The organism is Methylobacterium sp. J-118 (genome assembly GCF_057836565.1).
Genome location: NZ_JBYQFA010000001.1, coordinates 5,244,530 through 5,266,412 on the forward strand (window position 1 = coordinate 5,244,530; position 21,883 = coordinate 5,266,412).

21 protein-coding genes are annotated in these 21,883 nt (G+C 72.4%); 10 read left to right on the forward strand and 11 right to left on the reverse strand.

Translation table 11 applies throughout. The features are described 5' to 3' along the window. Positions 1-180: 180 nt before the first annotated feature. From AC3IF3_RS25690 to AC3IF3_RS25705, 4 genes are all read left to right on the forward strand, one after another. Positions 181-2,718 carry a circularly permuted type 2 ATP-grasp protein gene (locus AC3IF3_RS25690; RefSeq protein WP_489231369.1) on the forward strand — a complete coding sequence of 846 codons (2,538 nt, stop codon included), beginning with the start codon at positions 181-183 and terminating at the stop codon, positions 2,716-2,718. Between the two features lie 70 nt (positions 2,719-2,788). Next, entirely contained in the window at positions 2,789-3,688 is a 900-nt protein-coding gene (locus AC3IF3_RS25695) for a transglutaminase family protein (RefSeq protein ID WP_489230797.1), read from the forward strand. Between the two features lie 108 nt (positions 3,689-3,796). Continuing rightward, the gene (locus AC3IF3_RS25700; RefSeq protein ID WP_243968240.1) at positions 3,797-4,021 is read left to right on the forward strand and encodes an antitoxin MazE family protein; all 225 of its coding nucleotides are present in this window, start codon (positions 3,797-3,799) and stop codon (positions 4,019-4,021) included. Next, on the forward strand, positions 4,018-4,341 hold the full coding sequence (locus AC3IF3_RS25705) for a type II toxin-antitoxin system PemK/MazF family toxin (protein ID WP_489230798.1): 324 nt from the start codon (positions 4,018-4,020) through the stop codon (positions 4,339-4,341). The genes AC3IF3_RS25700 and AC3IF3_RS25705 overlap by 4 nt, the downstream gene beginning before the upstream one ends. 25 nt (positions 4,342-4,366) lie before the next feature. Here AC3IF3_RS25705 and AC3IF3_RS25710 read toward each other — a convergent pair whose 3' ends face one another. The 5 genes from AC3IF3_RS25710 to AC3IF3_RS25730 form a co-directional block, all read right to left on the reverse strand. Continuing rightward, positions 4,367-4,978 (reverse strand): pyridoxamine 5'-phosphate oxidase family protein, encoded by a 612-nt coding sequence (locus AC3IF3_RS25710; protein WP_489231370.1) that lies wholly within the window; start codon positions 4,976-4,978, stop codon positions 4,367-4,369. Positions 4,979-4,983: 5 nt separating this feature from the next. Next, on the reverse strand, positions 4,984-6,684 hold the full coding sequence (locus tag AC3IF3_RS25715; RefSeq protein ID WP_489230799.1) for a lysine--tRNA ligase: 1,701 nt from the start codon (positions 6,682-6,684) through the stop codon (positions 4,984-4,986). A gap of 123 nt (positions 6,685-6,807) precedes the next feature. After that, entirely contained in the window at positions 6,808-7,086 is a 279-nt protein-coding gene (locus AC3IF3_RS25720; RefSeq protein ID WP_489230800.1) for a type II toxin-antitoxin system RelE/ParE family toxin, read from the reverse strand. Beyond that, positions 7,083-7,310 (reverse strand): hypothetical protein, encoded by a 228-nt coding sequence (locus AC3IF3_RS25725; protein WP_489230801.1) that lies wholly within the window; start codon positions 7,308-7,310, stop codon positions 7,083-7,085. Before AC3IF3_RS25725 ends, AC3IF3_RS25720 begins: the two co-directional genes overlap by 4 nt. 63 nt (positions 7,311-7,373) lie before the next feature. Next, the gene (locus tag AC3IF3_RS25730) at positions 7,374-8,327 is read right to left on the reverse strand and encodes a transporter substrate-binding domain-containing protein (RefSeq protein ID WP_489230802.1); all 954 of its coding nucleotides are present in this window, start codon (positions 8,325-8,327) and stop codon (positions 7,374-7,376) included. Positions 8,328-8,371: 44 nt separating this feature from the next. On the opposite strand from AC3IF3_RS25730, the gene AC3IF3_RS25735 reads away from it, so the two are divergent. The 4 genes from AC3IF3_RS25735 (at position 8,372) to AC3IF3_RS25750 (ending at position 12,167) form a co-directional block, all read left to right on the forward strand. After that, positions 8,372-10,294, forward strand: a complete 1,923-nt coding sequence (locus tag AC3IF3_RS25735; protein WP_489230803.1) for a glycosyltransferase — start codon at positions 8,372-8,374, stop codon at positions 10,292-10,294. Between the two features lie 109 nt (positions 10,295-10,403). Beyond that, on the forward strand, positions 10,404-10,637 hold the full coding sequence (locus AC3IF3_RS25740; protein WP_243968234.1) for a hypothetical protein: 234 nt from the start codon (positions 10,404-10,406) through the stop codon (positions 10,635-10,637). A gap of 112 nt (positions 10,638-10,749) precedes the next feature. After that, complete coding sequence (gene mazG / locus AC3IF3_RS25745; RefSeq protein ID WP_489230804.1) at positions 10,750-11,646, forward strand: nucleoside triphosphate pyrophosphohydrolase; 897 nt, start codon at positions 10,750-10,752, stop codon at positions 11,644-11,646. 191 nt (positions 11,647-11,837) lie between these two features. Beyond that, complete coding sequence (locus AC3IF3_RS25750) at positions 11,838-12,167, forward strand: hypothetical protein (RefSeq protein ID WP_243968231.1); 330 nt, start codon at positions 11,838-11,840, stop codon at positions 12,165-12,167. A gap of 26 nt (positions 12,168-12,193) precedes the next feature. Here the strand turns inward: AC3IF3_RS25750 and AC3IF3_RS25755 are convergent, their stop codons facing one another. The 6 genes from AC3IF3_RS25755 to pabB form a co-directional block, all read right to left on the reverse strand. Continuing rightward, a complete protein-coding gene (locus AC3IF3_RS25755; RefSeq protein ID WP_489230806.1) occupies positions 12,194-13,891 on the reverse strand; it encodes a methyl-accepting chemotaxis protein in 1,698 nt (565 codons plus the stop codon). A gap of 566 nt (positions 13,892-14,457) precedes the next feature. Next, positions 14,458-15,006 (reverse strand): YciE/YciF ferroxidase family protein, encoded by a 549-nt coding sequence (locus AC3IF3_RS25760; protein ID WP_243970977.1) that lies wholly within the window; start codon positions 15,004-15,006, stop codon positions 14,458-14,460. Between the two features lie 187 nt (positions 15,007-15,193). Continuing rightward, complete coding sequence (locus tag AC3IF3_RS25765; RefSeq protein WP_489230807.1) at positions 15,194-15,634, reverse strand: DoxX family protein; 441 nt, start codon at positions 15,632-15,634, stop codon at positions 15,194-15,196. Continuing rightward, the gene (locus AC3IF3_RS25770) at positions 15,631-16,494 is read right to left on the reverse strand and encodes an aminotransferase class IV (RefSeq protein ID WP_489230808.1); all 864 of its coding nucleotides are present in this window, start codon (positions 16,492-16,494) and stop codon (positions 15,631-15,633) included. Before AC3IF3_RS25770 ends, AC3IF3_RS25765 begins: the two co-directional genes overlap by 4 nt. Continuing rightward, positions 16,481-17,095: an anthranilate synthase component II gene (locus AC3IF3_RS25775; protein ID WP_489230809.1), complete on the reverse strand. Its 615-nt coding sequence runs from the start codon at positions 17,093-17,095 to the stop codon at positions 16,481-16,483. Before AC3IF3_RS25775 ends, AC3IF3_RS25770 begins: the two co-directional genes overlap by 14 nt. Then, positions 17,092-18,468 (reverse strand): aminodeoxychorismate synthase component I, encoded by a 1,377-nt coding sequence (gene pabB, locus AC3IF3_RS25780; protein ID WP_489230810.1) that lies wholly within the window; start codon positions 18,466-18,468, stop codon positions 17,092-17,094. The genes AC3IF3_RS25775 and pabB overlap by 4 nt, the downstream gene beginning before the upstream one ends. Before the next feature lie 727 nt (positions 18,469-19,195). Between pabB and rimO the strand changes: the two genes are divergently transcribed. Continuing rightward, a complete protein-coding gene (rimO, locus tag AC3IF3_RS25785; RefSeq protein ID WP_489230811.1) occupies positions 19,196-20,551 on the forward strand; it encodes a 30S ribosomal protein S12 methylthiotransferase RimO in 1,356 nt (451 codons plus the stop codon). A 117-nt stretch (positions 20,552-20,668) separates the two neighbouring features. Then, positions 20,669-21,751, forward strand: coding sequence for a DNA polymerase IV (gene dinB / locus AC3IF3_RS25790; protein ID WP_243970988.1), 1,083 nt, complete (start codon positions 20,669-20,671; stop codon positions 21,749-21,751). Positions 21,752-21,883: the final 132 nt, after the last annotated feature.

The window sequence follows — 21,883 nt, forward strand, 5'->3', positions numbered from 1 at the left end:
CTGCAGCGTCGCTCCCCCCTTGCGGGACTTCGTCCCGACCCAACCGCCTTCGGGGGCCTCCCTCCCTCACAAAGAGGGAAGGGTGGGCGCGTGGGGGCTCCGGACCGCCTCAACGATGAGCGGACTGCGCTCCCGAACCCGGTGTGTGGATCCGCAAGCCGCAATGACCGGGGGGCCGTGATGGAGGCGGCGCTCGCGGCAAGCCTCGCCCGGACCGAGCCGGCGGAGGACCCGCGGGCGCGCGTCGCCCGCTGGACGGCGGATTACCGCCCCGCCCCGGGCCGGCCGGACGAGTTTTTGGGCCCGGACGGCCAGCCCCGCGGGGCGTGGCCGCGCCTGCTCGACCAGCTCGGCGGCCTCACGGAGCCGGAGATCACGGCCCGCTTCGTCGCGGCGGAGCGGCACATCCGGGACGCGGGCATCTCCTTCCGCATCGCCGGGGACCAGCGCGAGCACCCCTGGCCGCTCGGCTGCCTGCCCCTGGTGATCGAGGGGGCGGAGTGGGAGGCGCTGAGCGCCGGCATCGTCCAGCGCGCGGAGCTGATGGAGGCGATCCTCGCCGACGTCTACGGCCCGGGCCGGCTGGTCGAGGAGGGGCTCCTGCCCGCCGCGATCGTGGCCGGCACCCCCGAGTTCCTGCACCCGCTCCACGGCGTCGTCCCCCCGGGGGGCCATTACCTGAAGCTCTACGCCGCCGATCTCGGCCGGGGTCCGGACGGGCGCTGGCAGGTGCTGGCCGACCGCACTCAGGCGCCCTCGGGCCTCGGCTGGGCGCTGGAGAACCGCATGGTCCTGGCCCGGACCTTCCCGGACTTCTTCCAGGATCTCCATGTCGAGCGCCTGCCGGCCTTCTTCCAGGCGTTCCGCGACGGGTTGGCGCTCGGGGCCGAGCGCGCGGACCCGCGGATCTGCCTGCTGACCTCGGGCCCCTACAGCAGCACCTATGTCGAGCAGGCGGCGCTCGCCCGCTATCTCGGCCTGATGCTGGTGGAGGGGGACGACCTCGTCATGCAGGACGGCCGCCTGCACGTGCGCACCGTCTCGGGCCTGAAGCGGGCCGATGCCCTGTGGCGGCGGATCGACGCCGACTTCCTCGATCCCCTGGAGCTGAACCCGGCCTCGCGGCTCGGCGTGCCGGGCATCCTCGACGCCCTGCGCAACGGCTCCCTGGTGATGGCCAACATGCCGGGCTCGGGGCTGGTCGAGTCGGCGGCGCTCGCCCCGTATCTCGACGGCATCGCCCGCCGGCTGCGGGGCGAGCCCCTGCGGCTCGGCCACCCCCGGGCGTGGTGGTGCGGCGACCTGGAGGGCCTCGCCCACGCGCAGGCCAACCTCGACAGCCTGATCCTGCGCCCGGCCGCCACGCCCCAGCGGGGGGCGGGGCGCGACGCGATCCTGGCGGGCCCGGCCCTGGCGGCGGAGCGCGCGCAGGTCGTGGCGGCCCTGCGCGACCGGCCCTTCGACTACGTCGCCCAGGAGGCGGCGCCGCTCTCGACCATGCCGGGCTGGGAGCGCGGGGCGGACGGCCTCACCCTCGTGCCCCGCCCCTTCGTGGTCCGCGTCTTCGCCACCCGGACGCCGCTCGGCTGGCAGGTGATGCCGGGGGGCTTCTGCCGGGTCTCGGAGGGGGCGGATGTCGACCCGATCGAGATGCGGCTCGGCATCCGCTCCGCCGATGTCTGGGTGCTGTCGGAGAAGCCGGTCGCCGCGCCCCTGATCGGATCGCACGCGGCCCCGCGGGTGCGGCGGGTCGGCGGCCACCTGCCCGCCCGGGCCGCCGACGGCCTGTTCTGGCTCGGCCGCTACCTGGAGCGCGCCGAGGCGGTGATGCGGCTGGTGCTGGCCCATCTGCGCAGCGTCGGCGACGCGGTCGGGGCCGACATCTCCGGCGCCCTCGACACCCCGGCGGCCCTGGCGCTGCGCGCCCTCCTGCACGAATGGGGCGCCACCGGCGCGGCCGACCTGCCCACCGCCCGCCTCGCCCAGGAGGCCCTGGCCGGGCGCGAGCGCGCGGGCTCGGCCCGCGCCCACATCGTCTCGGCCCGCCGCAACGTCGCCGCCCTGCGCGCCCGGCTCTCCGGCGAGGCCTGGCGGGTGCTCGCCGACCTGAACGAGCTCCTGTCCCTCGATCCCGATCGGGCGCTGACCGAATCGCAGCTCGCCGGCCGCGCCGAGCGGGCGCTGAGCCACCTCGCGGCGCTCTCCGGCCTCACCCACGAGAACATGAGCCGGGCGGAGGGCTGGCACTTCGTCGAACTCGGCCGGCGGATCGAGCGGGCGATCAACACCTGCACCTTCGCGCTGGCCTTCGCCAACGACGAGGCGACCCCGGGCTGCCTCGGGGTGATGCTGTCGCTCTGCGATTCGCAGATCAGCTACGGGCGGCGCTACCTGCAGGGGGCGGCCCTCGACCCGGTGCGCGACATGGTGGTGCTCGACCCCTACAACCCGCGCTCGATCGCCTTCCAGGCGGAGGCGATCGCCCGGCACCTCGACGACCTGCCGGCGCTCTCGGCCGACGGCATCCCCGAGCCGCATCGCCGCCTCGCCTCCCGGATCCTGGCGGAGCTGCGCAGCGGCGAGGCCGCCGATTTCGACGCCGTGCGCCTCACCGCCCTGGAGACCGACCTGGAGCGCCTCGCCGACGGCATCGCGGCGCGCTACTTCCCCACCGGGCCGAATGCCCTGCGCCCCGAGAAGCTGACGGGACTGGCTTGATGACCTGCGCCGGCAACGCCCTCGCCACGGGGACGGTCTGCAGCCCCTGCCGCGCCGCGCGGCCGCCGGGATGATCTACACGCTGCGCCACCGCACCACCTACCGCTACGGCAGGGCGGTGCGCTTCGCCCGCTGCGCCCTGCGGCTCAAGCCGCAGGACGGCGAGGGGCAGAGCGTGCTGGCGAGCGCCGTCACCATCGACCCGAGCCCGACCACGGCGGTGATGCGCCGGGACTATTTCGGGATCGACGCGATGGCGATCACCCTGGAGGTGCCCCACACCACCTTCAGCGTCGAGGCGCTTTCCACCGTGCGGGTCGAGCGCCCGACCCCGCCGCCGCCGGAATCCGGCATGCCCTGGGAGCGGGTCCGCGACGCCGTGGTGGCCGGGCGCGAGCTCGGCGGCCGGGCGCCGGTGCACTTCCTGTTCCCGACCGGCCGGGTGCCGCTGCTGCCTGCGGTGACCGACTATGCCAGGCCGAGTTTCACGCCCGGCCGCAGCGCCTACGGGGCGGCCCACGACCTGATGCTGCGGATCGGCGCCGATTTCCGCTTCGATTCCAAGGCCACCACCGTCTACACGCCGCTCGCCGAATCCTTCGCCCTGCGGGCCGGGGTCTGCCAGGACTTCGCCCACGTGATGATCGCCGCCCTGCGGGGCATGGGCCTGCCGGCCGCCTATGTCAGCGGCTACCTGCGCACCGTGCCGCCGCCGGGCCGCCCGCGCCTGCGCGGGGCGGATGCGAGCCACGCCTGGGTGGCGGTCTGGTGCGGCGCGGGCTGGCTCGGCCTCGACCCGACCAACGGCGTGGCCGTGCGCGACGACCACATCGTGGTGGCGCGGGGCCGCGATTACGGCGACGTGGCGCCGGTCGACGGCATCGTCAGCGGCTCGGGCAAGCAGCGCCTCAAGGTCGAGGTCGACGTGATCCCGGATACCGAGACGCAGGATCTCGCGCTGGTGGGGTGAGACGGCGGGGGCTACGAAAACGCGACGGGCCGCGTCTTCGCCCTCCTCGCCTTGACGGAGTTCGACCCGCGTTCTTACATGTTACATGTAACTGGATGCGAGACTCGGATGGGCACGCCGGTCGTCGAGAGAGTTCGGAAGCGTCGAGAGGCATTGCGCGCGGCCGGGCTTCGGCCGGTGCAGATCTGGGTTCCGGATTCGAGCCAGCCAGGTTTCGCCGAGGAATGCCGGCGCCAGTCGTTGCTGGTGGCGGAGGCCGATGCGGCCGATGACGAACTGAACGCCTTCCTCGACGCCGCGCTCGCCGATCTCGACGATCCGGCCGAGCCGTGAAACGCGGCGATCTCGTCACCGTCGCCATGGCGGGGGATTTCGGAAAGCCGCGTCCGGCACTCGTGATCCAGGCCGACACCTTCGTGCAGACCAACTCGGTGACGGTCCTGCTGCTCTCGTCGACGCAAGTGGATGCCCCGCTGATCCGGCTGTCCGTGCAGCCAACACCTCAAAACGGCTTGAAAAGGCCGTCTCAGGTCCAGATCGACAAGGTCATGACGGTCAGGCGGGCGAAAGTCGGGCCGCCGATCGGGCGGCTCGATGACGTGACCCTGTTGGCCGTGACGCGGTCACTCGCGCTATTTCTCGGCGTCGCATAGCGTCGGCGGCTGCCGAACCCAGTCCTCACCACATCGTCTTCGCCGCCCGCTCCGGCCATTCCGCGTCGTAGCGCTGGCCGCCGATCTCTCCGGCGGTGAGCGCCGCCAGGATCGCCCCCGGGCTCGGCAGGCGTGCCGGATCGACGCGGGATTCCGGATCCCACAGCCGGGCGCGGATGATCGCCCGGGCGCACTGGAAGTAGATCTCGTCCACCCGGATCACGAGGGCCGTGCGCGGCGCGTGGCCGTCGACGCTGAAGGACGCCAGCAGATCCGGATCGGCCGAGATCAGGGCCGTGCCGTTCACCCGCAGGGTCGTGCCCGAGCCCGGGATCAGGAACAGCAGCGCCACCCGGGGATCGCGCACGATGTTGCGCAGGGAATCGATCCGGTTGTTGCCGCGCCGGTCGGGCAAGATCAGCGTGCGCGGATCGGCCACCCGCACGAAGCCCGGGCCGTCCCCGCGCGGGCTGCAATCGAGTCCCTCGGGACCGCTCGTCGCCAGCACCGCGAAGGGTGAAGCGGCGATCAGCGCCGCGTAATCCGGTGTGACCGAGGCCGCCACCTTGGCGGTGGAGGCGGGCGCCGGGGGCGTGTGGTAGATCGCCTCCAGCGCCGCGAGGCTGTCGATGATCACCCCGCTCACGCGACCGTCCCGCCGGCCGCGAAGGCTTCGTGCTCGGCCACCAGGGCGCCGGACAGGGCGGCGTCGATCAGCGCGCGGGTTTCCGCCACCCCGTAGAGCGCCACGAAGGAGCCGAAGCGCGGGCCCCGGGGCTCGCCGAACAGCACGTTGTACAGGCTCGTGAACCAGGCCTGCGACACGCCGGGCCGCCCGTCCGGGCTCTTGGCCTTGCCGGACGTGTCGGGGAAGTGGCGCCGCCCGACCTCGTAGACCGCCGCCTGCAGGGCCTCCGGATCGGTGGAGCCGGCATGGCCCTCGAGCGTCTCCGAGAGGTCCGCCAGGGCCGCCCGCTCCTCGGGCGTCGGTTCCCGGTAGGTCTTGGCGGGCCGCACGAAATCCGAAAAGTACTTCAGCGCGTGGACCACCAGCCGGTCGAGGCCCGGATGGGTCTCCGGCCCGGTCTGCGGCGCGTAGCGGCGGATGAAGCCCCACAGCACGGCCGGATCCTCGGTGTTGGCCACCGCGGCGAGGTTGAGCAGCATCGCGAAGGTCAGGCTCGCGCCCTCGACCCGCTCGGGCTCGGGCGGGTTGCCGGCGTGCAGGTGCCAGACCGGGTTGCCGAGCCGGAGCTTGGCGTCCTGGCCGGCATAGCGGTCGAGGAAGCCGATATACTCGTCCACGTGACGCGGGATCACGTCGAAGAACAGCCGCTTGGCCTCGCGGGGCTTGTTGTACATGAACAGGGCGAGCGAGTCCGGCGTGCCGTATTTCAGCCAGTCGTCGATGGTCAGGCCGTTGCCCTTCGACTTCGAGATCTTCTGGCCCTTCTCGTCGAGGAAGAGTTCGTAGTTGAAGCCCTCCGGGGGCTCGCCGCCGAGCGCCCGGGCGATCCTGCCGGAGAGCTTGACCGAATCGATCAGGTCCTTGCCGGCCATTTCGTAATCGACGCCCAGCGCCACCCAGCGCATCGCCCAGTCGGGCTTCCATTGCAGCTTGGCGTGGCCGCCGGTCACCGGGGTCTCGTAGCGCTCGCCCGTGGCGGGATCACGCCACACGATGGTGCCGCTCTCAGCCTTCACCGCGTCGATCGGCACCTGCATCACGTGGCCGGTGACCGGGTGGAGCGGCAGGAACGGGGAGTAGCTCGCCGAGCGCTCGGCGCGCAGGGACGGCAGCATGATCTCCATCACGGAATCGTAGCGCTCCAGCACCCGCAGCAGCACCGCGTCGAACCGGCCCGCCCTGTAGTAGTCGGTGGCCGAGGCGAATTCGTAGGCGAAGCCGAAGGCGTCGAGGAAGCGGCGCAGCTCGGCGTTGTTGTGCGCCCCGAAGCTGTCATGGGTGCCGAACGGGTCCGGCACCCGGGTCAGCGGCTGGTTGAGATGGTCGGTGAGCATCGCCCGGTTCGGGACGTTGTCGGGGACCTTGCGCAGCCCGTCCATGTCGTCCGAGAAGGCGAGCAGCCGGGTCGGCACCGCGTCGCGGGTCAGAACCCGGAAGGCGTGCCGCACCATGGAGGTGCGGGCGACCTCCCCGAAGGTGCCGATATGCGGCAGGCCCGAGGGGCCGTAGCCGGTCTCGAACAGCACCTCGGTCTTGCCGGATTTCTCCAGCCGCGCCACGAGCTTGCGCGCCTCCTCGAAGGGCCAGGCGGCGGCGTTGGCGGCGGCCTCGATGGTGTCGGGGTCGAGGGTCAGGGCTGGGGGCGCGGCTTGCATGTCTTCTGGGATGAACGCGATGTGGACGCGCGCACCCTAGAGCGGTTCGCACCGGAGCGGAACGCCCGGCGGTGCAATGCGAAGACCCGCTCACCCGCAGGCGCCCTGTTGCGGGCGTGTCGCTCAAGCTATCGGCCGCCGCGCCGTGTGCCGGATGCTGCGCACGATGACTTCATCGGAACCGACGCGACAGGTCATGATGTAGGGGTGAGGTGTCACGACGATGCGCCGAATGCCACGCCGGTCAGTCGTCTGGCCAACATAGGGATGTCGGAGAAGGAGCTCGAAGCACGCGCCGATCCGCTGCAGGACGGCGTCGGCACCCGCCGGATGATGGCGCGTGATATCGGCCAGCACGTGATCGAGCTGGCGCGCGGCGGTGCGGGTCAGCCGCAGCCTCACAGGCCATACTTCGCCCAGATGGCGCGGACTTCCGCATCGGTGGCATATTCGCCGCGGGCCTCCTCGGCGTCGGCTTCGTCCTGCTCCGCCGCCTCCTCCGGGGTGAACTGGTAGACCGAGTCCTCATCCCCCACGAAGGCCAGCATCAGGCGCGCGATCGCGTCCTGCAGGTCCGGAGACAGGTCGCGCGCCTTCGCCACGGCCTGTTCGAGAAGATCCGTCATGGTGCCTCCGACAGCCGAAGCCCGGCGGGCAGGGTTCCCGATTCCCCGCCGCGATGAAAGCCCTCAGAACGGGCTCACCGGGAAGAACCGCAGGTACAGTTCGGTGTACTTCCCGTCGTCCCAGACCCGCTGCAGCGCGTCGTCCAGCGCCCGGGACAGGGCCGCGTCCTCCTGGCGGGTGATCAGGCCGATCCCCTCGCCGAAATAGCGGTTCTCCAGGTAGTCGCCGCCGGTGAGCGCGCAGCACGCGTCCGCCTCCTGGCCGCCGACATAGAGGGCGAGGTTGAGGCCGTCGGCGAAGAGGTAGTCGATCTCGCCGCGCTTGAGCGCACCCTCGGCCGCCGCAAGATCGGTGAAGTCCTTCGGGACGGCCTTCGGGAAGAAGGCCTTGAGGTAGGCCGCGTGGGCGCTGTTGTCGATCACGCCGACGCTCCGGCCGGCGAGCGCCGCCGCCGAGGGGAGCGGCAGGCCCCTGTCGGCCCGGGCGGCGAAGCGGGCCGGCCACCGGAAATACGGCCGGGTCGTCAGGAATTTCTCCCGCAGCTTCGCCGTCAGGGGGATCGCCGCCGCGACCACGTCGCCCTGCTTGCCGTCCAGCGCGTCGAGCAGGGTGTCGAAGCGGCGCGCCTGCACCGTGCAGGGGATCGTCAGCTTCTCGCAGACGGCCCGGGCGAGCTCGACCACGAAACCCGTCGGGTTGCCGTCGGGGCCGGCGAAGTGCAGCGGCGGGAACTCGTCGTCGGTGAGGAAGCGGACCGCCCGGCCGGTCTGGGGCGCCTCCACCCGCTCGCCGCGGCTGCGCGGGTTCCAGAAATCCGGGACCGTGACGGCGGGGGTGCCAGGGGTGGCACTCTGCGGCTCCGGCGGCGCGGCGGCGGCGGCGGGGCGCGGTCCGGTGCAGAGGGCGGCGGCGACCACGACCGCCGCGACCCGCCATGGGAATCCTGTCCGCCCGCCTCTTGACGGCGGGGCGGGGGCGGTGCTCCTCTCGGAGCGCGGGGCTGGGGACTGGCTCACCCCCCTCCTCTATCACGACCTGGGGCCACCGGGGGAGCGCCGGCGTGCCGTTCCAGCCTCCCCACGCGTTGCCGCCGGAGATCGCGTTCCTGCGCGCCGAGGGCGTGGACGGGCGGTTGCTGGACCGGGCGGCCGCCGACGCGGCCGCGGCCGGCACCGACGCGGCGACCGCGCTCCTGAATGCCGGCCTGATGGACGAGGCGGCGTATTACCGGGCCCTGGCCTGGGCGCTCGGCACCCCCTACCTCGACGGGCCGATCCCGTTCGGCCCGGGCCTGCGCTTCCCCGAGAGCCTGGTCGCCGGTCTCGCGCCCCTGGCGCTCGGGTCGGTTGTCCCGTCGGTTGTCCCCTGCGTGCTGGCGCCCCGCGGCCGGGTGATCGCCGACCTGCTCGACCGCCCGCGCCGGACCGGCCTGCCGGCCCTGACCAGCCCGACCCACCTGCGCGAGGCCGTGTTCGCCGCGATCCCCGGGCAGGTGGCGGATCACGCGGCCAACGACCTGGCGCGGCACGCGCCCGAGCGCGCGACCGCGCGGGAGCCGGCCTACTGGGGGCTGCTGGTGCTCGCCCTCGCCCTCGCCGCGGGGCTCTGCCTGTGCGCGGCGCTCCCGGCGCCCCTCGCCCGCGCGGTGCTGCTGGCCGGGCAGAGCCTGTTCCTGGCCATGACGACCTTCCGCATCGCCGCCCTGGTGATCGCGGCCCCGGTGACGGCCGAGGTGCCGCCCCTCGCCGACGCCGACCTCCCGGTCTACACGATCCTCGTCCCCCTCCACCGGGAGGCGGCGGTGGTGCCGGCCCTGCTCCGGGCGCTGGCGGCCCTCGACTATCCCCCGGCCAAGCTCGACATCAAGCTGCTGCTGGAGGCCGGCGACCGGGAGACCCGGGCGGCGCTCGCCCGCGTGCCCCTGCCCGCCCGGTTCGAGGTGATCACGGTGCCGCCGGGCGGCCCGCGCACCAAGCCGCGGGCGCTCAACGCCGCCCTGCCGCTCGCCCGCGGGGACCTGCTCACCGTCTACGACGCCGAGGACGCCCCCGATCCCGGGCAGTTGCGGCTGGCCGCCGCGCTGTTCGCGCGCCTGCCCGAGCGGACCGCCTGCCTCCAGGGCCGGCTCGTGATCGACAATGCCGGCGATTCCTGGCTCAGCCGCGCCTTCGCCCTGGAATATGCCGGCCTGTTCGACGTGCTGAACCCGGCGCTCGCGCGGTGCGGCCTGCCGGTCCCCCTCGGCGGCACCTCGATGCATCTGCGCACCCGGGTGCTGCGGGCCCTGCGCGGCTGGGACCCCGCGAACGTGACCGAGGACGCCGATCTCGGGATCCGGCTGGCGCTCGCGGGCTACACGGTCGGCGACCCGCCGAGCGCGACCATCGAGGAGGCGCCCGCCCGGTTCGGGCCGTGGCTCGCCCAGCGCACCCGCTGGCTGAAGGGCCTGGTCCAGACCAGCCTCACCCACGGGCGCCATCCGCTGGCCAACGCGCGCCGCCTCGGGGCGTTGGACATGCTCTGCGCCGTGGCCCTGGTTCCGGGCACCGTCGCCTCGGCGCTGGCCTATCCGGTGTGCCTCGCCGCGGCGGCCTGGGCCTTCCTGGTCCGCGAGATCCCGGCCGCCCCCGTCTTCCTCGACAATCTCGCCACGGGGCTCGCGATCACCCTGTTCGGGACCGGGCTCGTCGCCCTGATCCTCCCGGCCCTGCTCGGCTGCGCCCGGCGCGGCTGGGGCGACCTCGCCCAATCGGTCCCGTTGATGCCCGCCTATTTCCTCCTGGTCAGCGTGGCGGCGTGGCTGGCGCTGATCGAGCTGGTCCGCGCCCCCGAACGCTGGAACAAGACCCCGCACGGCCTGGCGCGCACGTCCCGGAGCGGCCGGCTGCGACCCGTGCGCGCCGTCCCGGCAACCGCCCTTCGGGACGAGGCCCCGGGTCACACCCGCGGGCAGCCCCCGGCGCGGGATCGCGCGTTCTCATGATCTGCATCCGCCCGGCGCGCTGAATCCGGCGCGACACTTCCAGCACAACACTTGCCGCGCAACACTTGCGGCTCTCGTGCCGTTGTCGTCCGAAAGCGGATGATCACCAATGGCCACGATCGCGATCCTGATCGGCACGCAGGCAGGGGCCCGGCTGCTGGCCGCCGCCTCCGAGCGGGAGGCGGCCCTGTCGGCCGAGGCGTTCCTGCTGCGCCTGCCCGTCCGGGCCCTGCCGGCCCCGCTCTGGGTGCAATGCGCCGACCCCGCGGTCAGCGGACGCCTCACCGGCTATCTCAACGCCCTGCAGGCCGAGCAGGTGCGCGAGCGCGCCGTCCGGACCTGACGCGTGCGCGTGAATCCGGCGGTCGTCGGCGTTCGACGGACGCGATGCCCGTCGCGACATCCGCCCATCGTTCCGGTTCCGGTTTCCGGGGCGATGCGCTAACGCCACCGGCATGAGCGAGACACGCGAGACGGGCCGATCCGGTGGCGCCGGGGCGCCCACCGGGGGCGCGCCGGCGGAGACCCCCCTGGGCAGGCTCCTGGGCCTGATGGCGGTGCTGCGCGACCCCGTCCGCGGCTGCGCCTGGGACGTGGCGCAGACCCCGGCCAGCATCGTGCCCTACACGATCGAGGAGGCCTACGAGGTCGCCGACGCGGTGGCGCGCGGCGACCGGGACGACCTGCGCGACGAACTCGGCGACCTGCTCCTGCAGGTGGTGTTCCACGCCCGCATGGCCGAGGAGCAGGGCGCCTTCGCGTTCGACGACGTAGCCCGGGCGATCGGCGACAAGCTGGTGCGCCGCCATCCGCACGTGTTCGCGCCGGACGGGACGCTGCTGCCGGCGGGGTCGCCGCTGCGCGATCCGGCGCAGGTCGAGGCGCAATGGGCGGCGATCAAGGCGCAGGAGCGGGCGGCCCGGGCGGCGGCGGACTCCGCGCCGGACCCGCTGGACGGGGTCGCCCGCGCGCTCCCGGCTCTGGCCCGGGCGGAGAAGATCTCCCGGCGGGCGGCCGCCTACGGCTTCGACTGGGACGACGCCGCCCAGGTGGTCGGCAAGGTCCGGGAGGAGACCGACGAGGTCGCCGAGGCCCTGGCGGCGGCCGACCGGACGGCCGTCGCCGAAGAGATCGGCGACCTCCTGTTTTCGGTGGCCAATCTCGCCCGCCATGCCGGGATCGATCCGGAGGCGGCCCTGCGCGACGGCACCGCCAAGTTCGAGCGCCGCTTCGCCGCCATGGCCGCGCACCTGCGGGCGGCCGGCGGGGACCTCGGCCGGTCGGACCTGTCCGCCATGGAGGCCGCCTGGCAGGCGGCGAAGCGCGACGAGGGGGATCATCGGACCGGGTAGCGCATCGTCCCGAAAGGTGGAGACCGGCTTTCGGAACGAGACGATGCGGATCGGAAAGCGAGCGCATCGTCCAGCAAGGGGGTGGCCGGCTTTCGGAAGGGACGATGGGCCGGGCCGGCGCGACGATCCTGCGCGGGGCGCGGCCATCCCCGAGGGCTCGACAGGCCCCGACCGGCGGATATGTTCCGCCCATGCGTCTCGCCCTCCCCGCCTTCGCCGCCCTCGCGCTCGCCGCGTCCCTGTCCCGGCCCGCCGCAGCCGAGACGATCGTCCAGGGGCGGTTCGGCTGCCACAGCCAGGAGGTCACGGACCGCCTGTTCAAGCTGGTCATGGCCGGCGACGAGTCGGGCTTCGGGCAACTCCTGCGGGGCAGTCTCGCCAGCGGCGAGTGCCGGTCCTGGAAGCCCGGAGAGGCGGTCCGGCTGGAATCCCGGACGATGAGCTACGGCTGCCTCGCCCCGGAGGGCGCGCAGGACCGCTGCTACTGGACGCCGCTGAGCGCGATCGCGACGCCGAACTGAGATCGCCGGGGCCGGAACCCGGTCCCTCAGGCCGCCCGCACGGTGCTGAGGAACCTTTCGACCTCGGCCGAGAGCTGCTCGGCGTGGCGCGACAGGTCCGTGGCCGCCGTGAGAACGTGGTCGGCCGCCCGGCCGGTCTGCTCCGAGGCCTGGGCGACGCCGGCGATGTTGCCGGTGACCTGCTGCGTTCCGGCTGTCGCCTGGCCGACATTGCGTACGATCTCCTGGGTGGCCGCGCCCTGCTGCTCCACCGCCGCCGCGATCGTCGCCGCGACCGCGTTGATCTCGCGGATGCGGCCCATGATCGTGCCGATGGCCCCCACCGCCTCGCCGGTCACGCCCTGGATCTGGGACATCTGCCCGGCGATCTCCCCGGTGGCCTTGGCGGTCTGGTTCGCCAGTTCCTTCACCTCGGCGGCGACGACCGCGAAGCCGCGCCCCGCCTCGCCGGCCCGCGCCGCCTCGATCGTGGCGTTGAGCGCCAGCAGGTTGGTCTGGGCCGCGATGCCGGAGATCAGCTGCACCACGTCGCCGACCCGGGTGGCCGCCTCGCTCAGCGCGCCCACCAGCGCCGCGGTCTGATCGGCCTCGCCGACGGCCTTCTGGGCGAGGTCGGTCGAGCCGGTCACCTGCCGGCTGATCTCCTGGATCGAGCTGCTGAGTTCCTCGGTGGCCGCCGCCACCGTGTTGACGTTGGCGGCGGCCTGCTCGGCGGCCACGGCCACGGCCGTGGATTGTTCGGCGGTCTCCTGGGCGGTCGCCGACATCCGACGGGCGGTCTCCTGCAGGGTGGCGGCCGCGGACGAGACCAGCCCGACGATGCCGGCCACCGCCCGCTCGAAGGCGTCGGCGAGGTCCATCATGGAGCGCTTGCGCTGCGCGGCGGCGGCGGCCTCGTCCGCGTGCCTGCGCTCCGCCTCCTCGGCGGCGCTGCGGGCGACCATGGCCTTGATGCCCTCGACCGCGCGGCCGACCGCGCCGATCTCGTCCCGGCGGGCCGCCACCGCGAGGGCGGTGCCGCTCTCGCCGCCCGCCATGCGCTGCAGGGCGGCCACCAGGCTGTCGAGGGGGCGCGTGACCCCGAGCACCGCGATCCCGCAGGCGACGCCGAGCGCGGCCAGCAGCCCGACCACGGCGGTGACGATCAGGATGGTGCCCGCGCGCTCGACCTCGGCCTGGGTGGCGCGCTTGCCGTCGTCGATCTGCCGTTCCACCTCCTGCATGTGCCCCTGCATCGCCGTGTGGAACGCCTGACGCATCGCCTGCGCGTCCTTCACCGAGATCTGGATGGCCCCGTCCCGGTCGCCCTTGAGGGCCGCGAGGTTGCTGCGCGCGACGATCTCGAACACCGAAGCGGCGGCCGCGCGAATGGTCTCGATCTTCGCCTTCTCCGCGTCGGTCTTCGATGCGGCGATGAGACGGTCGAGGGCGTCGAGCGTCGCCTTGGCGGCCTCGTCGTAGCGGCTCTTGAACGCGACGAGGTCGACCTCCGGTTTTCCGATGATCATGTTGCGGTTCATGAGGGCGGCGTCGCCCAGATGGATCCGGGTGTTCTGGAGCCCCGTCAGGCGACCGGCCAGATAATCCCCGACGTAACTGCTGCGTGCCTGGATCGAGGACATCGTGCTGAGCGCGTAGAAGACGGTGATCGCGCTGATCAGGGTCGTGATCGCCAGGGGCGCGACGATCTTCGTAAGAATCTTGATGTCGTCGAGGAGTCTCATCGGAAGCCAATCCAGCGGTGTCGGTCACCGGGCGCGCGGTCAATGCTGCCTGCGCCGGTCTGGCCGCTGTCGCGGTTGGCGACGCCCTAGCACGCTGACTCTCTCTGCTCAATGAATAAGCATAATCGAATCTGCAGAACGGATTCCAATCTCGGACGAATGCAGTTGGCATCATCCGACAGGTAGGAGATATATTCGAGTATCGATTTAAATATTTTGGGTATTCGGCTGATCGATCGCGTTATTCGTCCCCGTCGGAAGATCGAGGCTGTCGTTAACCGGTCCTCTCGCCCGCGGCGCGTCCCGGCGGCGCAGGACGGGCGGGGCCGGCGGCGCCTAGCGCCGCGTCCTGGATATCGGAACCAGGACGCGGCGCTAGGCCCTTGGTTTGGCGTCATCTCTTTTCGAAAGCCGGAACGCACCGCTCGGGATGATGCGCGGGAGCGGCGCCTTCTCTTGGGAGCGCTCAGGCGGCCTTCTCGTCCTTGGCCTAGGCGGCCTTCCTGGGCCTAGGCGGCCTTCCTGGGCCTAGGCGGCCTTCCTGGGCCTAGGCGGCCTTCCTGGGCCTAGGCGGCCTTCTTGCCCTTGGCCTTCGGCGGCTCGGCCGGCGGCTCGGCATCGTCGCCGGGCGTGCCGGCGGTGTTGATCGACGTGGCGATCTTGGACAGCAGGGCGTCGGTCTTCTTCTCCTCCTGCAGGGTCTCGTCCAGGAGCTTGGCGGCGTCCGCGTAGCCGAGCTGGGACGCCCAGGTCTTCAGGGTGCCGTAGCGGGCGATCTCGTAATGCTCCACCGCCTGGGCGCAGGCGGCCAGCACCGCGTCGGCGGCGGGGCTGCCCTCGAAATCCTCGAGATCCTCCTCCATCTCGGAGACGATGCCCTGCATCGCCTCGCAGGTCTTGGCGCGGGCGGGCTTGCCGATGATCTCGAACACCTGCGTCAGGCGCTCCACCTGCTGGGCGCTCTCCTCGGCATGGGTCTCGAAGGCCTGGGCCAACTCCCCGTGCTCCGCCGCCTTGGCGGATTTCTTGAGGGCTTTCACCGACTGCTTCTCGGCGTAGTAGACGTCCTTCAGGGTCTCGTAGAAGGCGTCGTGCAGCGTCTTCTGCTTGGCCATGGCGGTCTGTCTCCGTTGCGGCGCCACCCTCGGATCGGCGGCCACCGGACGGGCAACGCCGGTCCAGCCAAGCGTATCCGGCCGATCTCGTCCCCCGCCGGAGGAATTTTTCGCCCGGCGGCACCGGGTCCTGTCCCCGGCCCGGGATCCCGGGATCAGGGCCTGCCAGGATCCTGGGATCCCGGGATCACGGTTTTCGGGCGATCCCGGCCGGTCTGCTGGATCGGCGGAACGGCCAGTCGATCAGGCCGCCGGCCCAGAGCGCCGCCCAGACGAAGACCGGCTGAAAGGCGAGCCGCGGGCCGTGGTACCACCAGGAATCCGGGATGCCGTCGACGTGGACGTGGCCGAAGGCGTGCTTGAGGTTCGCCGGGTAGACGCAGACCGCGTAGAGGGCGAGGCCGATCGCCGCCGCCCGGCGGAATCGCCCGGTGAGGAGGCCGACCGCGCCGGCGATCTCGCACAGGCCGGTGGCCTGGAGGACGAGGCGCGGCGCCGGCACCCAGTCGGGCATCAGCGGCAGCATCGCGTCGGTGGCCACGAGGTGGACGACGCCGATGAACAGGTAGACGGCCGCGAGCCCGTAGCGCAGACGCCGCCGCCCCGTCTCGATCGCCTGATCGGTCATGCAACCCCGTCCTCCGGTACGCCGCAGGCCCGGGCCACCCGGGCGCGCAGCGCCGTCATGAGCCGGGCCGAGGCCGGGTGGCCGGCGCCGGGAAACGCCCTGTCGCCGATGGCCGTCACGGGCGCCAGCAGCCGCAGGGAGTTGGTCAGGAACACGGCCTCGGCGCCGAGGAGGTCGGGCAGGCTCAGGGACCGTTCCTCCGCGCGCAGGCCGCAGCCGGCGGCGAGCCCCAGAACCTCCGCCCGCACGATCCCGGCCAGCACCCCGTCGGTCAGCGGCGGCGTCGCCAGGGTCTGCCCGAACAGCGCGAACAGGTTGCCGGTGCCTGCGCAGGCGACGCGGCCCCGTGTGTTGCGGAACAGAGCCTCGTCGAAGCCCGCGGCGGCGGCCTCCCGGGCGGCCAGCACCGCGTCGAGGTAGCCCAGCGTCTTCAGCCGGGCGGTGGGCGCCGTGTCGTTGCGGGCGATGGCCGTGGGCCACAGGCGCAGGGGCGCGAAGGCCGCGCTCCGGGCGCTCGGCGCCGCGGTGGCGAACAGGGTCGGGTGCGGATCCTCCGGGGGCTTCAGGCCCCGCGGGCCGGAGCCGCGGGTGAGGGTGGTGCGGATCGCCAGCCTGTCCGTCTCCCCCCTGCCCTGCCCGGCGAGCGCCCGCATGGCGGCGCGGATCCGTTCCGGCTCGGCCGGGATCCCGAGCGTCGCCGCGGAGGCGACGAGCCGGTCGACATGGGCGTCCTCGAAGGCGACGCGGCCGCCGAGCGCCAGCGCCGTGTCGAACAGGCCGTCGCCGAGCGTCAGGCCGCGGTCGGTGTGGTCGAGGGGCGCGTGCGTCCCCGGGACGATCGCCCCGTCACGCCACAGCATCGCGGCGTCCCTCCGGCTGCGCGCGCCAGGCGCGGGCCAGGCCCAGGAAATTGGCGAACAGGGCGTGGCCGCCCTCGGTCAGGACCGATTCCGGGTGGAACTGGATGCCGTAGGTCGGGTGGGCCCGGTGCGAGAGCGCCATCACCTCCCCCTCCGGCGAGACCGCGTCGACGGTGAGGTGCTTCTCCATGCCGGGCTCCGGTGTCACCACCAGCGAGTGGTAGCGCCCGACCGGCATCGGCGCCGGCAGCCCGGAGAACAGCCGCTCGCCGGTATGGGCGATCGGCGTCGCCTGCCCATGGAGCGGGCGCTGCGCCCGCGCGACCGTGCCGCCGAAGGCCGCGCCGATGGCCTGGTGGCCGAGGCAGACCCCGAGGATCGGCACCGCACCCGACAGCTCCCGGATCGCCGGCAGGGAAATTCCGGCCTCCGCCGGGGTGCAGGGGCCGGGCGAGACCACCAGGGCCTCGGGGGCGAGCGCCCGGATGCCGGGGACGTCCAGCGCGTCGTTGCGCACGACCCGGACCTCCTCGCCGAGTTCCTCCAGGTAGCGGACCACGTTGAAGACGAAGGAATCGTAATTGTCGAGGACGAGGATCATGCGAAGGCCTCGAACACCCGGGCGGCCTTGGCCAGGGTCTCGTCGTATTCCGGCCCGGGCTCCGACAGCAGGGTCACGCCGCCGCCGGCCTGCAGCACCGCCTGCCTGTCGTCCATGAACACGGTCCGGATCGCGATGGATGTGTCCAGCGCCCCGTCGAAGCCGATCCGGCCGATGGCGCCGCAATAGAGCTCCCTCGCGTCGCCCTCGATCTCCGTGATGATGTCCATGGCCCGGATCTTCGGGGCGCCGGTGATCGAGCCCCCGGGGAAGGTGCCCTCCAGGAGGTCGAGGGCGTCGAGCCCGTCGCGGAGTTGCCCGGTCACCACCGACACCAGATGGTGGACGTTGGCGTAGGTCTCCAGCCCGCAGAGCGTGGGCACGGCGACGCTGCCCGGCGCGCAGACCCGGGACAGGTCGTTGCGCAGCAGGTCGACGATCATGACGTTCTCGGCCCGCTCCTTGACGGAGGCCTGGAGCGCGGCGGCCGCCGCCCGGTCGGCCTCCGGATCGTCGAGGCGGCGGGCGGTGCCCTTGATCGGGCGCGTCTCCACCTGCCGGCCGTCGAGGCGGATGAAGCGCTCAGGGGAGGAGGAGGCGACGCGCAGCCCCTCCAGCTCGAGATAGGCCCCGAAGGTCGCCGGGTTGGTGGCGCGCAGCCGCCGATAGAAGCCGAACGGATCGAACCCGGCCGGCAGATCGGCGGTGAAGCGCTGGGCGATGTTGGCCTGGTAGATGTCGCCGGCGCGGATGAAATCACGGACCTTTTCGACAGCCAGCTCATAGCCTTGCCGGTCGAAGTTCGAGCGCCACGCGAGCGGTGTGCCCGGCCGGTCCGGTGCCGCATCCGCGGGCTCGGCGCTGCCGAGCCGGTCGGCGAAGCCGGCGAGCCGCGCCGCCGCCCGGGCCTGGCGGGCCTCCGGGTCGCGCTCCGGGAAGCCGGTGGCGACGAGCCGGCTGGTGCCGGCGGCGTGGTCGATCACCAGGGCCGTGTCGTAGAGGTTCAGGGCGATGTCGTCGGTGAGCCCGGCCCGCCGGGCCGGGGCCGCGACGCGCTCCAGGGCCGCGCCGAGATCGTAGGCGAGATAGCCGATCGCCCCGCCCGGGAAGGGGTTTTCGGGGTCGGGCGCGATCCGGTAGGGCGCGAGGCAGGCGCGCAGGGCCGCGAAGGGACCGCCCGGCACCGGGCGCCCGTCGAGGGTCGCGCGCCCGTCGCGGTAGCGGAAGCGGGCGAACGGGTCGGCGGCCACGATCGACTGGCGCCCCAGGGACTCGTGCCGCATGGCGCTGTCGAGGAAGGCGAGCCCGGGCAGGGACCGCAGCCGGGCCGCTGCCGCCACCGGGTCGATGAAGGGGATCTCTCGGGTCCACATGGCCGGGTCCGGGGCCGCTATCCTCTGGCTATGCGTCATCCGCTGCCGTCGCACAGGCGATGCCGCGGGGGAAGCGGCAGTTCCACGCAGGCACCGCCGCTCGGTGCGGGCAGGACGTGTCCGCGGCGCAGGATACACCCTGAGGCGGACACCGACGCTGACGGTCGAGCGCGACCGGCCCGCTCCTCCATGCAGGCCAATGACCTCATATTTTTCCGTCGGATAACAGGCGCGAAGGGCTCCGGGTCTCTCCCTCCCCCCTCTGCGGGGGAGGGTGGCCCCTGCATCGGCAGGGGTCGGGAGAGGGGAACCCGGCTTCAGAATGAGACGGGGGCCTTCAAGACGGGCATAAGCCTCGTTCTGCACTGTCGCTCCCCTCTCCCGACCCCCTTCGGGGGCCACCCTCCCCCGCAGAGGGGGGAGGGAGACGTGGGTGTGTCAGGCGGTTGCGCTTAGCCGCGAGCTTTGTGTGCCTCCGGCAGGATGCGAGACACAGGGCAAACGCTCATGTGATCTCTGAGGAATCATTTAGAACCTTCTGCAAGAGAAAAGGGTTTTTTGATTTATCGTAGCCTCGCGCCCCGGGCCGGCCACCCCTGCGGCGGACGGTCTCGCGCGGGCGGGCTGGAACCGCTATAGGGATGCGACCCCGAATTCTCGTCCCCGCGCTCCGTGTGGCTGCCCCACCGGCCACACGCGGGCGGCGTCCGACCCGTCGAATGCGCCCATGACCGCCACCGCCACGCCCGCCCCCAGCGGATCCGCCCCCAAGGCCTCGGCTCCAAAGATCTCGTTCGTGTCGCTCGGCTGCCCGAAGGCGCTGGTCGATTCCGAGCGGATCCTCACGCATCTGCGTGCGGAGGGCTACGAATTGGCCCGCCGCCACGACGGGGCCGACGTGGTGATCGTCAACACCTGCGGCTTCCTGGATTCGGCCAAGGCGGAATCGCTCGCGGCCATCGGCGAGGCCATGGCGGAGAACGGCCGGGTGATCGTCACCGGCTGCATGGGCGCCCAGCCGGAGGAGATCCGCGAGAAATACCCCGACCTCCTGGCGGTGACCGGGCCCCAGGCCTACGAGTCGGTGGTGGCCGCCGTCCACGAGGCGGTGCCCCCGGCCCACGACCCGTTCCTCGACCTCGTGCCGCCGCAGGGGATCAAGCTCACCCCGCGCCACTACGCCTACCTGAAGATCTCGGAGGGCTGCAGCAACCGCTGCAGCTTCTGCATCATCCCATCGTTGCGCGGGAACCTCGTCAGCCGCCCCGCCGCAGACGTGCTGCGCGAGGCGGAGAAACTCGTCACCGCCGGCGTGAAGGAGCTGCTGGTGGTCTCGCAGGACACCAGCGCCTACGGGGTCGATATCCGCTACGCCGAGAGCCCCTGGCGCGACCGGAGCGTGCGGGCGAAGTTCTACGATCTCACCAAGGAGCTCGGCGAACTCGGGGCCTGGGTGCGGCTGCACTACGTCTACCCGTATCCGCACGTGGACGAGGTCATCCCGCTGATGGCCGAGGGCAAGGTGCTCCCCTACCTCGACATGCCGCTCCAGCACGCGAGCCCCTCGGTGCTCAAGCGCATGCGCCGGCCCGGCAACCAGGAGCGCCAGCTCGACCGGATCCGCAGCTGGCGGCAGGTCTGCCCGGATCTGGCGATCCGCTCGACCTTCATCGTCGGCTTCCCCGGCGAGACCGAGGCCGAGTTCGAGGAGTTGCTGGCCTGGCTCCAGGAGGCCAAGCTCGATCGCGTCGGCTGCTTCGAATACGAGCCGGTGGCGGGCGCCACCGCCAACGCGCTGGGCGACCTGGTCCCGCCGGCGGTGAAGGCCGAGCGCAAGCGCCGGTTCATGGAGACGCAGAACGGGATCGCGCTCCGGCTGCAGCGGGCCAAGGTCGGCAAGCGGCTGGCCATGATCGTCGATGCCGTCGAGGGCGGCGTCGCCCGGGGCCGGTCGAAGGCCGACGCGCCGGAGATCGACGGCACCGTCCACGCCGCCTTCCGGCGCCCGGTCCGGGTCGGCGACATCGTCACCGTGAAGGTCGACCGGGCCGAGGCCTACGATCTCTACGGCAGCGTGGCCTGATTTCTTCGGACTTCACGCGATCCCCTGTGCGCTACGGGACCGGGCCGGTTGACCCGGGCCTCCAGTCCTGTGTGTTTGGAACATAACAGGAACTCAAGCCCGGCACCCGAGGCGGCGATGGATCCGGAGGTCGCGCTCCGAAAGATCATCCACATCGACATGGACGCGTTCTACGCCTCCGTGGAGCAGCGCGACGACCCCGCCCTGCGCGGGAAGCCGCTGGCGGTGGGCGGCTCGCGGGAGCGCGGCGTCGTGGCGGCGGCGAGCTACGAGGCGCGGACGTTCGGCGTGCGCTCGGCCATGCCGTCGGCCACCGCCCGGCGGCTCTGCCCGGACCTGCTGTTCGTGAAGCCGCGCTTCGAGGTCTACCGGGCGGTCTCGGAGGAGATCCGCGACGTCTTCGCCCGGCACACGGCGCTCATCGAGCCGGTGGCGCTGGACGAGGCCTATCTCGACGTCACCGAGAATTTCTTGGGGCTGCCGACCGCCACCGCGGTGGCGAAGGCGATCCGGGCCGAGATCCTGGAGCGCACCGGGCTCGTCGCCTCGGCCGGGGTCTCGTACAACAAGTTCCTGGCCAAGGTCGCCTCCGACCACCGCAAGCCGAACGCCCTGTTCGTGATCACCCCCGCCATGGGACCGGACTTCGTGGCGGATCTGCCGATCGGCCGGTTCCACGGGGTCGGCCCGGTCACCGAGGCCAAGATGAAGCGCCTCGGGATCCACACCGGGGCGGATCTGCGCGCCTGGACGCCGGAGCGCCTGCGCGAGATCTTCGGCTCGTCGGCCGCCTACTATCACGCGGTCGCCCGCGGCATCGATCACAGGCCGGTTCGGGCCCACCGGGTGCGCAAGTCGATCGGGGCGGAGACCACGTTCTCGGAGGACACCGCCGCCTTCGCGGTCCTGGCCGCCCGCCTCGCCCCGCTGTTCGACAAGGTCTGGGCCGGGGCCGACGCCAAGGGCATGCGCGCCCGGACCGTGACCCTGAAGCTCAAATTCTCGGATTTCGCCCAGGTCACCCGGGCGAAGTCGCTCGCCGCGCCGGTCGCCGACCGGGCGAGCCTGGAACGGATCGGCCTCGACCTGCTCGCCGGCCTGTTTCCCCTCCGGCGCAGCGCGCGGCTGGTCGGCGTCTCGCTGTCGGGCTTCGCGCAGGGGGAGATCGAGGGGCCGATGCAACTCGGGTTAGAGCTATAGAGAGGCGATCAATTTTAGGTTACGGGTCCTATGCTGCGACGCAACGCCCATTGTGCGATGCCGCACTTTCGGTTCGGCAGGGCAACACCAGATTGGCGGCACGGCGTGCAGCACCGTACGGACGGGCGCCGC